This is a genomic window from Methylobacterium organophilum (assembly GCF_022533465.1).
GTDB lineage: Bacteria > Pseudomonadota > Alphaproteobacteria > Rhizobiales > Beijerinckiaceae > Methylobacterium > Methylobacterium organophilum.
Map to the genome: position 1 here is coordinate 2,643,737 of NZ_CP092848.1, position 11,270 is coordinate 2,655,006.

An 11,270-nucleotide genomic window follows, 5' to 3' on the forward strand; every position below is an offset into this window, starting at 1 on the left:
ATGCGGGAGAGGCGGACATGGCGCGGTCGGCCCTTCCGTCCAGCATCCGTCTGTTCACGCCGGGCCGGGCTGGTTTAAGAGGGCGGCGATGTCTGACCCTGCCCGGAGAGCGGCCCGCCGCGCGATCATCCATGTCGGACGTGACGGCTGGCTCTTCCTGATCGGCGGCACCAACGGCGTCCTGCGGCAATACCGGCGCTCGCTGGCGATGTGGTGGTGCCTGCGACGCTGGAAGCGGCTGGTCGAGGCCCGCGCCCGGCGGGCGGAACGGCTCGGCATCCGCTACGTCCATGCCATCGTGCCGGAAAAGCTCTCCGTCTACGACGACCGGGTCGACGGGCTCGCCTACGATCCCGCCCTGTCCCCGGCCCGGCGCCTCGCCCGCAAGCTCGAGAAGATCCCGGGCGTCGTCGATCTGGTCGCGCCCCTGCGGGCCATGCGCGACGGCCCGGTCGAGCTGTTCCGGCGCACGGATTCCCACTGGACCTACGATGGCTGCCTGATCGGCTACCGGCTGATGATGCGGGCCTGCGGTGCCGTGCCGCCGCCCGGGATCGGCGAGCGCCCCCGCTTCGAGACCGAGGGGCTGTGGGACCTCGGCGACAAGCTGCCGAACCTGCCGCGGGAGACGGTGACCAACTGGGCGGTGGAGCGGGATGCGCGGCGCGACTACGCGAGTCCCCTGGTCCTCGCTTACGAGGAGGCGGGCCGGGCCGGCGACCTGCATGTCGGGGCGCATGTGATCTACCGGAACGACTCCCCTCATGCCGATCCCCGGATTCTGGTGCTGTTCGGGGATTCCTATTCCCACTACGCGCCGATCCTGCTCACCGGCTTCCTCTCCGAGAGCTTCCGCGAGATGCACTTCGTCTGGTCGTCGAGCATCGACTGGGGCTATGTCGAAAAGGTGCGCCCGGACGTGCTGATGTTCGAGATCGCCGAGCGCTTCCTCGTGCGGGTGCCGGAAGACGATTTCGACGTCGCCGCCTTCGAGAAGCCGGACATGCCGGCCGCCCGGCGGCAGGCGGCCCTGGCGCCGGTGGTCTGACGGGGCGGCTCGGGGATGGCGGCGCTCTTCCCAAGCGCGCCCCCGCCTCCATGTGTGAAACGCGGGAACAGGAGGGTCCGGTGGGGCTGCTCGTCGACGGTGTCTGGCAGGACCAGTGGTACGACACGAAGAGCACGGGCGGCCGCTTCGAGCGGAAGGCCTCGGCCTTCCGCAACTGGGTGACGGTGGATGGAGCGCCCGGCCCTTCGGGCGAGGGCGGCTTCAAGGCCGAGGCGGGGCGCTACCACCTCTACGTCTCCCTCGCCTGCCCCTGGGCGCATCGCACCCTGATCGCGCGCGCCCTGAAGGGTCTGGAGGAGGCGATCTCGGTCTCCGTGGTCTCGCCCTACATGCGCGAGGAGGGCTGGGTGTTCCAGCCGGCGGAGACGGGCGGCGTCCCCGGCGCCACCGCGGATGCCGTCAACGGCGCGGACAGGCTCTACGAGGTCTATCTCAGGGCCGAACCCCGCTACACCGGCCGCGTCACCGTGCCGGCCCTCTGGGACAGGCAGCGCGCCACCATCGTCTCGAACGAATCCGCCGAGATCCTCCGCATGCTGAACGGCGCCTTCGGCGCCTCCGGCCCCGATCTCTATCCGGAAGCCCTGCGGGCCGAGATCGATGCGGTGAACGAGCGCGTCTACGACCGCGTCAATAACGGGGTCTACAAGGCCGGTTTCGCCACGACGCAGGCGGCCTACGAGGAGGCCTTCACTGCCCTGTTCGACGAGCTCGACGCCCTCGAGGCTCGCCTCGACCGGAGCCGCTATCTCTGCGGTTCGGACCTGACGGAAGCGGATATCCGCCTGTTCACGACCCTGGTGCGGTTCGACGCGGTCTATGTCGGGCACTTCAAGTGCAACCGGCAGCGGATTGCCGATTACCCAAACCTGTCGAACTACCTGCGTGACCTCTACGCCCTGCCGGGCGTGGCCGGCACGGTCGATCTCGACCACATCAAGCGGCACTATTACGGCAGCCACGCCAACATCAACCCGACGGGCATCGTGCCCGCGGGGCCGGCCCTGCATTTCGATGCCCCCAACGACCGCGCCCTGCGCTTCTCCGCCTGAGAGCCGGTCCCTTCGAGGAAACGACCCGACGCCATGAAGATCGGTTTGAAGACGCTCCTCTTCGTCGCTCCCGTGCTGGTGGCCGGCCCGGCCCTCGCGCAGCAGACCGCCAGCGTGACCATGGAAGGCCGCTGCGAGAAGCTGGTGATCGGTGGCCAGGACATCACCCAGAATTGCAAGGAGAAGCTCGTCAACACCGTCTCCGGGACGCGCACGAGCTTCGACTTCGCGGCCTGGGACGGGCAGACGCTGAGCTTCAGCGGGGTCGGCGCCCAGCAGGAGCGGACCGAGGAGACCGATCCGCTCCAGCCGATCAGCCTCGTCATCCCGGGCAAGAAGGACGCCAACACCATCGTGCGCAACCCGGCCCCGGCGGTCGGCTCCTGCACGTTCTCGACGCCGGAGCCCGGCAAGACCATGATCGCCTGCACGGCCAATTCCGCCGGCAAGACCTACGAGGGCGTGTTCGTGACGGAGGCCAAGGCTTCGGACGCCAAGAAGCCCGAGGATGCGCCCAAGCGCTGAAACGATCGCTGAACCGATCCGGGGAGAAGCGGCCGGGGCCTGCGCGAAAACCCTAGCCTTCCTGGGCGGATGGCACCATCTATGCGGCGTCGCGCACAGCGCGAGCCCAACCGACGACGAGACTTGAGGGTTCCATGCTCACCGACGCCTCCGCGACCGGCCCGACGCCGGCTGCCGGCCTGATCAAGGAGACCAGCACCGCCGGCTTCCGCCAGGACGTGATCGCGGAATCGATGAATCAGCCGGTGCTCGTCGATTTCTGGGCGCCCTGGTGCGGCCCCTGCAAGCAGCTCACCCCCATCCTCGAGAAGGTGGTGACGGCGGCCGGCGGCAAGGTGAAGCTCGTCAAGCTGAACATCGACGAGCATCCCGCGGTCTGGCAGCAGATCGGCCAGCAGCTCGGCCTGCAATCGATCCCCGCCGTGATCGCGATCGACCGCGGCCGTCCGGTCGACGCCTTCATGGGCGCGATCCCCGAATCCGAGGTGAAGAGCTTCGTGGGCCGCCTCGCCGGCCCCTCCGAGATCGAGCAGGTGATGGAGGAGGCCGCCGCGGCTGCGGCCGCCGGAGACCTCGCCACGGCCTCCCAGCTCTACGCCGCCGTCGTCCAGGAAGAGCCGGAGAACCTCGCCGCCCTCGCGGCGCTCGCCAAGATCCAGGTCGATGCCGGCCAGCTCGACCATGCCAAGCAGGTGCTCGCCATGGTACCGGCGGGCAAGGAGAACGACCCCCTCCTCGCCGGCGTGAAGGCGGCCCTCGAGCTCGCGGAGCAGGCAGAGAGCCTGGGCGATCTGTCCGCCTTCCAGCGCCGGATCGAGGCCGATCCGGACGATCACCAGGCGCGGTTCGACCTGGCCCTGGGCCTCAACGCGCTGGGCAAGCGCGACGAGGCGGTGGACCAGCTCGTCGCCATCGCCCGCCGGGACCGCAACTGGAACGAGGATGCCGCGCGCAAGCAGCTGCTCCAGTTCTTCGAGGCCTGGGGCCTGATGGACCCGGCGGCAATCCGGGGGCGGCGGCAGCTCTCGACGATCCTGTTCTCGTGAGCGGGGTCCGCTCCGTCACCACAACCGCGGCCGTGCGCCGCCATCGGTCAGGGGGGACGGCGCGATGAGCTTGCATGCCGGCTACAAGGCACCGGCCGATTGCCCGGGGATTATCCCGGTCTTTCCGTTGCCAGGCGCCCTGCTGCTGCCGCGGGGGCAGATGCCGCTCAACATCTTCGAGCCGCGCTATCTCGCCATGGTCGACGAGGCCCTGCGCACCGACCGGATCATCGGCATGATCCAGCCGGATGCGGAGGGCGGCGGCTCGCCGATGGCGCCGCGGCTCTACCGGATCGGCTGCGCCGGCCGGATCTCGCAATTCGCGGAGACGGGGGATGGCCGCTACCTGATCTCGCTGACCGGCGTCGCCCGCTTCCGGGTCGAGAGCGAGATCGCCGGCCCGACGCCGTTCCGGCGCTGCCAGGTGAGCTACGACGACTTCGCCTCGGATTTCGAGGCGCGTGCGGGCGAGGAGCATGTCGACCGCGAGGGCGTGCTCAAGGCCCTGCGCGACTTCGTCGAGGTCAACGACCTCAAGGTCGACTGGTCGGGCATCGAGGAGGCGCCGAACGAGGCCCTCGTCAACGCGCTCTGCATGATGAGCCCCTTCGGCGTGCGCGAGAAGCAGGCGATGCTGGAGGCGCCCGACCTGAAGACCCGGGCCGAGGTGCTGGTCGCGGTGACCGAGATGGAGCTGGTGCGCGGCGACGGCTCCGAGCCGACGCTGCAGTGACGGCGCACCCGCTCGGGGCTCGGACGATGCGGGCGGGACCGTGCGGATGCGCGATGACGAGTTTCGCCCGCGCCGGCTGCGCGCTATAGCCGGCGCGGCTCCCTTTCAGCGGATTCTCCACACATGGCCGAACAGACGACGCAGCCGGTCGAGGCGACCCGGGTCGATCCCAAGCTCCTGGAATTGCTGGTCTGCCCCCTGACCAAGGAGCCGCTCGACTACGATTCGAGCCGCCAGGAGCTGATCAGCCGCTCGGCGAAGCTCGCCTACCCGATCCGCGACGGCATCCCGATCATGCTCCCGGAGGAGGCGCGCCCGCTCACGGAGTAGCGGACGCTATCCGTAGACTCCGCAATAGCGCCGCCCGAGGGGCGAGTGGGGAAAATCCTCCAGCGCCATGAAGAGCGGGATCATGTATTCCCGAAAGACCGGGTCGTAGAGCGGCGCGCCGATCACCGCGCCGCCGGTGCCGAGGTGGAACTCCACCGCCCGCGGCAGGACGAGCCCGTCGAGATCGTCTGCCTGCGCGGCCAGGCGCTCGGCGGTGCCGTAGGCGGGCTTGAGGCCCTCGCCCTCGTCCTCCTTGGGCAGGCTCAGTGTGGGCGCGGCCGCCAGCCGGCCCCGGCGCTTCAGCAGCGCCATCATGATCCCCGCATCGGCGGCGCTGTCCGTGCCCGTCAGGGCCAGCCCGATCCAGTGGCTCACGCCGGCCCGGAGCGAGCTCTCGTAGGCTGCCTGGTAGAGCCGGCCGATCGCCGGGGAGCCGCGATAGGCGGGCAGCACCGCCGCCCGGCCGAGCTCCGCCACCACCGCGCCCGGCGGCAGCCCGGTCAGCTGCCCCTTCAGGGTCAGCGGCAGGCCGAGGGGCGTGTCGTGGTGGCGGGCCAGCGCCCCGTTCGGCCGCAGCAGCCGGAGGGTGGCGATGGGCTGCCCGTGCCGGTAGGCGACGAACAGGTCCGTCGTGTCGAGCAGGTCGAAGCCGTTCACTTCGCGCAAGGACGGCAGGAAGCCGCCCTCGAAGCGCATGGTGCGGGAATAGACCTCGAAGCGGATCCGCGTCGCCGCGTCGAGCTCCGTCACCGTCCGCGCCCGCACCACCCGGTAGGGATCGGCGGCGCGCATCCCCGCCGGGAGGCCGCCGGACGCGTCCGGCCCGGCGGTGTCCCGATCGAGGACGACGGAGCCGTCCTCCCCGCCCTCAGGCATGGAGGGCCGGCTTCAGATGCGCGTCGGCGAGCTCGTCGAGCATGCCGAGATAGGCCTCGCGGGTGGCCGCGGCGGTCATGATGATCGCCTCCTGCTCCGCCGGGTCGGTCAGGCCGCCGAGGATCCGCTCCATGTCGTCGACATGGCTGATATCGGCCTCCGCATGCAGCTCGAGGAAGGTCGTGGCCTTCTCGATGCCGTCGATGCCGCGCTTGGCGCGAAGCGCCCGGGCGCTCGGGCCGGCCCGATGCACGGCGAGCCCTTCGAGGACATAGGCGCTGCCGAGGAAGGACGCCGGGTGGCGTCCCTGCGTCGCCGCCTTGATCCAGGCGTTGTAGGCCGTGATCCAGCCGCCGGCGCCCTGCTCCTCCAGGGTCTTCTCGGCGCTGAGGCCGAGCGCCCGCAGGTCGTTGTCAATGAGGACGTCGTGGTCCTCCTCCTCTTCGGCCTTCTGGAACAGCAGGTCGGCGAGGAAGTCGTGCTGGCCGAGTTCCTTCATCCGGCGGCCGGCGCCGGAGAGGCAGGGATAGGTCAGGGCCACGTAGTGCCGGGTCTGGACGAGATAGGACACGTAGAGGTCGCGGCCGGCCGAGCCGTCGAGCAGGGCCTTGCCCGCCGCCCGCTCGTCCGTGCCGGCGACGAGCCGGTCGAGTTCCGCCCTCAGAGTCGCGACGAGGGCCTCCCCACCGCTGTCGACAACCGTCTGATTCATCTGACGCACGCTCCGCATCGGGATCCGAGGCGGAGGGCCCGAGCGCCCTCCGCGACGCCCGGACGCTAGGCCGGGCCGGGGGGCGGCCTCCAACAAAACGGGGCAGCGGATTTTGTCGCCGTCATGCTTGACAGAGCGAGACCCTAGGTTGCCAGTAGCAACCGCCGTGACCAGAGGTCACGAAAAAGGGCGCGCGGTTCGAAGACCGCGCGCCCTGTCGCATTCCGAGCGGTTGAGGGCCGCGTCAGCGACCCTGCTGGATCGCCGAGAGCTGCCAGCGGCCGCCGCGCTCGCGCACGAAGGTCCAGAACTCCTTGGCCTCGGTCGGGCCGTTCTCCAGCACCTGGCCCGAGCGGCGGTCCAGGGTGATGTCGCGGAGCGAAAAGCGCATGGCGACGGTGGCGTATTCCGCCGTGCCCTCGCTCCAGGCCTCCGAGAGGTCGCCCTGGAGGAGCTTCACGTCGGAGATGCGGTTGACCACGCCGCGGGCGGCGTTGGCGCGCAGTTCTTCCTCGAAATAGCCGACCATCTCCGGGGTCGCGAGGTTGCGCAGGGCCGCCACGTCCTCCTGGCCATAGGCGGCCTGGATCGCGTTCAGGCTCTGCTCGAAGGCCTCGTAGTCGGAGGGGCCGATCTGGATCGGGCGGGACGGCGCCGCCGCGGTGCCCCCGCCATAGCCGTAGCCGGCATTGGGCTGGCCCGGGCCGTTCGGATTCGAGCCGCCCAGGTTCGAGCGCGCATAGCCCGCATTCGCCATGGCAGGCTCGCCCTGCTGGCGGCGGCGGAAGAAGCGCAGCGCCAGCATCACCAGGCCGACCAGAAGGCCGATCTGGAGCAGCAGGCCGAGGAAGGAGGCGATGCCGCCGAGTCCGCCGAAGAGGCCGCCGCCGAGCAGGGCGCCGAGGAGACCCGCGCCGAGCAGGCCCGCGAAGAAGCCGCCGCCGAAGCGGCGTCCCTGCGAGGGGGCCTGCATGCCGGGATTGTTGAAGCCCGGGCTCGGCTGGGTCTGCGAGCGCTGCATCGGGCCGGTCGCGCCGGGCGAGGTCGTCGTCGCGGCGGGCGGGCTATAGGTCCGCGAGCCGCGCGAGCCCATCCCGCCTCCGCCGCCCGGCCGGGCGTCGACGGCAGTTGCGGCGAAGGCCAGCGACGCGGCGAGCGCGAGCATGGTCGCGGCGCGCCGGCGACGGGGTTTCAGGGAATCCATGTCGATCCTCGAAGAAGGGTCCGAGAGGGCAGAAGCGCCCTCTCAAAATATGGTGACGGCCGAGCGTGCTTTTTAGTCCTTCCAAAAAGCACTTCTCCACAGCTGTGCTCAGCCGGCCGCAGGAAACACGAGGCGGATGGTGGCGCCCTCGTTGGGGCGGCTGTCGAGGGTGATGGTCCCGCTCTGCCGCTTCATCAGTCCGTGCACGATGGCGAGTCCGGTGCCGCGGCCGGCCTCCCGGCTGGTGGCGAAGGGGGCCAGTGCCCGGGTCAGCATCTCCGGTGACAGGCCGTGGCCGGTATCCGTGACGGCGATGCCGACGGCGCCGTTCTCGGGGCGCTGCAGGCTGCGGTCGCCGGGGGGCACCAGGAATGTGCCGATGCTGATCCGGCCCGCCCCCGAGATCGCCTCGCAGGCATTGGCGAGCAGCAGGTCGAGGGCGAGGCCGACCTGGATCGGGTTGGCCAGCGCCATCGGCAGGTTCGGTACCGTCTCCGCGGTCAGGCTCAGCCGCTCGGGCATGCGGGGGCTGTGCCGTTCCACGAAGGCCGCGACCACGGCATTCAGGTCGATCGGGCGCACGTCCGGCGCGATCCGCCGGGAATGGGCGAGGAGCTGCCGCGTCAGCGCCGCGGCCCGCTCCGAGGCTTCCGTCGATCGGGTGAGCGCCCGGCGCACGAAGGGCTCCTGCCGGTCGCCCAGGCGCCGGTTCAGGCCGTCGATGTAGCCGATCAGGATCTGCAGGAAGTTGTTGAACTCGTGGGCGACGCTGTTGGTGAGGAGCCCCAGCGCCTCCCGCTGGCGCGACAGGGCGAGCGCGCCTTCGGCATCCTTGCGCCGGGTCACGTCGACGATCTGGCCGACATAGCCGCCGGCGGGCAGGGGCGCGAGATGCAGTTCCCCCCAGTAGCCCGCTCCGCCCTCGGCCTCGAACAGCAATTCGCCCGCGAAGGCCGTGCCCTCCGCGAGGGCCGCCTGCAGGCCGTGCAGGGCGCCGGCCTCCTCCTGCCGGGCGAGCAGCGTGTCCAGGCTGCGACCGAGGAGCGCCTCCGGCGCGAGGCCGGTCAGGGCGGACAGGGCCACATTGGCGGCCGTGAGGACGGATGCGCCCGGCGGCCCCGCGATCAGGAAGGCCGGCACGGGCAGCGCCGCGAGAAGAGCCGCCTCTGCCGGGGAGACGGACGCGCCGCCGTCGCGATGCGATGTCATGCTCGGATGCCCGCCGCCGGTTGAGGCCTCACCGGCAAGAGATAGGCTCTCTCCGGGCCACGGCTACGCCTCCGCGGCGATGGCGGAAGCGCGACGGGCGCTCAGCCGAACGCGATCGGACGGCTCACTGCCGCACCCACATCACCCGGGCGATCCAGGTGACCTCGCTCAGCGGCACGGTGCGGTCCTCGTGGGCCGGGTTGAGGGAGACGAGCTCGATGGTGCGGGCCGTGCGCCGGCGCAGCTCCTTGGCCAGCACCTCGCCGGTGACGAGGCGGACGACGATGCGGTCGCCCTTGCGGATGCTCGCCGTGGGCGAGACGATCAGCACATCCCCGTCCCGGTAGAGCGGCGCCATCGAATCGCCCTGCACTTCGAGGGCGAAGGCGCGGTCGCCGCCGAGATCGGGAAACTCGATCTCCTCCCAGCCCGGGCCGCCGGTGGGCATGCCCTCCTCGGTGAAGAGCCGACCGGCCCCCGCCTGGGTCATGCCGATGAGCGGCACCATCGAGCGGATCGGACCCTCGCGGGCCGCGATCAGGCGGAAGAAGTCGTCGAGGCTGGCACCGGTGGCGGCCAGCACCTTCGAGACCGATTCGGTCGAGGGCCAGCGCTTGCGCCCGTCCGGGCCGATTCGCTTCGAGCGGTTGAAGCTGGTCGCGTCGAGGCCCGCCCGCCGGGCGAGCCCGGAGGCGGAATAGCCGTAGCGCTCGGCCAGCCGATCGATCGCGGCCCAGATCTGCTCGTGCGACAGCATGTCGGACTCGGGAAGGTTTGGGGCGCGATGTGGGACTGCTAACCTAGCACTAGGAAAGTAGAGCCAAAAGAAAGGAGACGCAACGCATCTTTCGGGGTGGCGAGGTTTTCGCACCTGAGGCGCGCCGAGGCTAGAGCCGGCGGCGGCTGTCCGATGCAATGGCCCCGGTTGCCGCCATGCGCCGCGCGCATTATCGCTCCCGCGGCCTCTGGAGCACGCCCGCCACGCGGATTGGGCGGGACTCTCAAGCCCTGAGATTCCGCGCTCCCGGCACCCGCCGAGGACGAGCGCTCCAATGGGGAGGGCGATGGCGCTCATCTACAAGATCTGTCCGCGCGGCCTCTGGCAGGCCGCCGAGGCAGCGGGCGTCTTCACGGGCGCCCCTGTCGACCAGGTCGACGGCTTCATCCATTTCTCGACCGCGTCCCAGGTGGCCGAGACGGCGGCGCGGCATTTCGCGGGGCAGGCGGACCTGCTCCTCGTCGCGGTGGAGGCGGCGGCGCTCGGCGACGCCCTGCGCTACGAGCCGTCCCGCGGCGGCGACCTCTTCCCCCATCTCTACGGCCCGCTTCCCCTCGCCGCCGTCCGCGCGGTGGACCCGCTGCCTCTCGGGGCGGAGGGCCGGCACGTCTTCCCGGCGGCGTTCGGCCCGGAAGGCGGTCCGGCGTGATGGGCCCCCTGTTCTCCCTGGCGCGTCCCGTCCTCCACGGGCTCGATGCCGAGGCCGCCCATGGCCTCACCCTGCGCGCCCTGGCGCTGATGCCGCCCCTCGGCCCGGCACCGGACGATTCCCGCCTGAAGGTCGAGGCTTTCGGGCGCCGCTTTCCCAATCCCGTCGGCCTGGCCGCGGGCTTCGACAAGGGCGCGCAGGTGCCCGACGCGCTGCTGCGCCTCGGCTTCGGCTTCGTCGAGGTCGGCGGCGTGGTGCCGAAGGCGCAGCCCGGCAATCCCCGCCCGCGGGTCTTCCGGCTCGTCCGCGACGGCGCGGTCATCAACCGCTTCGGCCTCAACAGCGAGGGACTCGCCGTGGTGGCGCCGCGCCTGGAGCGGCGGCGCGGCCGGCCGGGCCTCGTCGGTGTCAATATCGGGGCGAACAAGGACTCGGCCGACCGGCTCGCCGACTACGTCGCCTGCACGGAGGCGTTGGCGCCCCATGTCGCCTTCGTCACCGTCAACGTGTCCTCGCCCAATACCCCGGGCCTGCGCGACCTGCAGGGCGAGGCCTTCCTCGACGATCTGCTCGCCCGGGTGGTCGAGGCGCGGGACGGGACCTCGCCCGACACTGCCGTGCTCCTGAAGATCGCCCCCGATATCGGGCTCGAGGCCCTCGACGCCATGGTCGCCACGGCTCAGCGCCGGGGCGTGCAGGGGCTCGTCGTCTCGAACACCACCATCGCCCGGCCGCAGAGCCTCCAGGAGACGGTGCTCGCCCGCGAGACCGGCGGCCTCTCCGGCCGCCCGCTCTTCGGGCCTTCCACGCGCCTCCTCGCCCAGACCTTCCTGCGCGTCGGCGAGGCGATCCCGCTGATCGGGGTTGGCGGCGTCGATTCGGCGGAGGCCGCCTGGACCAAGATCCGGGCCGGCGCGAGCCTGATCCAGCTCTACTCCGCCCTGGTCTATCAGGGGCCGGGCCTGGTCGGGGCGATCAAGCGCGGCCTCCTCGAACGCCTCGAGGCGGAGAGGCTGCCCGGTCTCGGCCCGGTCGTCGGCCGCGACGCGGAGGCCATCGCCCGCGGCTGAGCGGCGGCCCGCGGCCC

At 71.1% G+C, this 11,270-nt stretch carries 13 protein-coding genes; 8 read left to right on the plus strand and 5 right to left on the minus strand.

From position 1 onward, the window contains the following. The first annotated feature begins 88 nt into the window (after positions 1 to 88). The 6 genes from MMB17_RS12235 to MMB17_RS12260 all read left to right on the plus strand — a co-directional run bounded on the left by MMB17_RS12235 (position 89) and on the right by MMB17_RS12260 (position 4,755). Positions 89 to 1,048 (plus strand): alginate O-acetyltransferase AlgX-related protein, encoded by a 960-nt coding sequence (locus MMB17_RS12235; RefSeq protein ID WP_241098937.1) that lies wholly within the window; start codon positions 89 to 91, stop codon positions 1,046 to 1,048. 80 nt (positions 1,049 to 1,128) lie between these two features. Beyond that, complete coding sequence (locus MMB17_RS12240) at positions 1,129 to 2,121, plus strand: glutathione S-transferase family protein (protein WP_241098938.1); 993 nt, start codon at positions 1,129 to 1,131, stop codon at positions 2,119 to 2,121. A 33-nt stretch (positions 2,122 to 2,154) separates the two neighbouring features. Then, a complete protein-coding gene (locus tag MMB17_RS12245; RefSeq protein ID WP_241098939.1) occupies positions 2,155 to 2,646 on the plus strand; it encodes a hypothetical protein in 492 nt (163 codons plus the stop codon). Between the two features lie 134 nt (positions 2,647 to 2,780). After that, positions 2,781 to 3,692: a thioredoxin family protein gene (locus MMB17_RS12250; protein ID WP_241098940.1), complete on the plus strand. Its 912-nt coding sequence runs from the start codon at positions 2,781 to 2,783 to the stop codon at positions 3,690 to 3,692. 64 nt (positions 3,693 to 3,756) lie between these two features. Then, positions 3,757 to 4,425, plus strand: a complete 669-nt coding sequence (locus MMB17_RS12255) for an LON peptidase substrate-binding domain-containing protein (protein ID WP_241098941.1) — start codon at positions 3,757 to 3,759, stop codon at positions 4,423 to 4,425. Between the two features lie 123 nt (positions 4,426 to 4,548). Continuing rightward, on the plus strand, positions 4,549 to 4,755 hold the full coding sequence (locus tag MMB17_RS12260; protein WP_241098942.1) for a Trm112 family protein: 207 nt from the start codon (positions 4,549 to 4,551) through the stop codon (positions 4,753 to 4,755). A 6-nt stretch (positions 4,756 to 4,761) separates the two neighbouring features. Here the strand turns inward: MMB17_RS12260 and MMB17_RS12265 are convergent, their stop codons facing one another. The 5 genes from MMB17_RS12265 to MMB17_RS12285 all read right to left on the minus strand — a co-directional run bounded on the left by MMB17_RS12265 (position 4,762) and on the right by MMB17_RS12285 (position 9,513). Next, the gene (locus MMB17_RS12265) at positions 4,762 to 5,631 is read right to left on the minus strand and encodes a GNAT family N-acyltransferase (protein WP_241098943.1); all 870 of its coding nucleotides are present in this window, start codon (positions 5,629 to 5,631) and stop codon (positions 4,762 to 4,764) included. Then, the gene (locus tag MMB17_RS12270) at positions 5,624 to 6,343 is read right to left on the minus strand and encodes an iron-containing redox enzyme family protein (RefSeq protein ID WP_241098944.1); all 720 of its coding nucleotides are present in this window, start codon (positions 6,341 to 6,343) and stop codon (positions 5,624 to 5,626) included. The genes MMB17_RS12265 and MMB17_RS12270 overlap by 8 nt, the downstream gene beginning before the upstream one ends. Positions 6,344 to 6,587: 244 nt before the next feature. Then, positions 6,588 to 7,547, minus strand: a complete 960-nt coding sequence (locus tag MMB17_RS12275; RefSeq protein WP_241098945.1) for a TIM44-like domain-containing protein — start codon at positions 7,545 to 7,547, stop codon at positions 6,588 to 6,590. A gap of 108 nt (positions 7,548 to 7,655) precedes the next feature. Next, on the minus strand, positions 7,656 to 8,756 hold the full coding sequence (locus MMB17_RS12280; protein WP_241098946.1) for an ATP-binding protein: 1,101 nt from the start codon (positions 8,754 to 8,756) through the stop codon (positions 7,656 to 7,658). Positions 8,757 to 8,880: 124 nt separating this feature from the next. After that, on the minus strand, positions 8,881 to 9,513 hold the full coding sequence (locus tag MMB17_RS12285; protein ID WP_238311537.1) for a S24 family peptidase: 633 nt from the start codon (positions 9,511 to 9,513) through the stop codon (positions 8,881 to 8,883). Positions 9,514 to 9,820: 307 nt separating this feature from the next. Between MMB17_RS12285 and MMB17_RS12290 the strand changes: the two genes are divergently transcribed. Both MMB17_RS12290 and MMB17_RS12295 read left to right on the plus strand, forming a co-directional pair. Then, positions 9,821 to 10,183 (plus strand): DUF952 domain-containing protein, encoded by a 363-nt coding sequence (locus tag MMB17_RS12290; protein ID WP_241098947.1) that lies wholly within the window; start codon positions 9,821 to 9,823, stop codon positions 10,181 to 10,183. Beyond that, positions 10,183 to 11,253: a quinone-dependent dihydroorotate dehydrogenase gene (locus MMB17_RS12295; protein ID WP_420847377.1), complete on the plus strand. Its 1,071-nt coding sequence runs from the start codon at positions 10,183 to 10,185 to the stop codon at positions 11,251 to 11,253. The genes MMB17_RS12290 and MMB17_RS12295 overlap by 1 nt, the downstream gene beginning before the upstream one ends. Positions 11,254 to 11,270 lie beyond the last annotated feature (17 nt).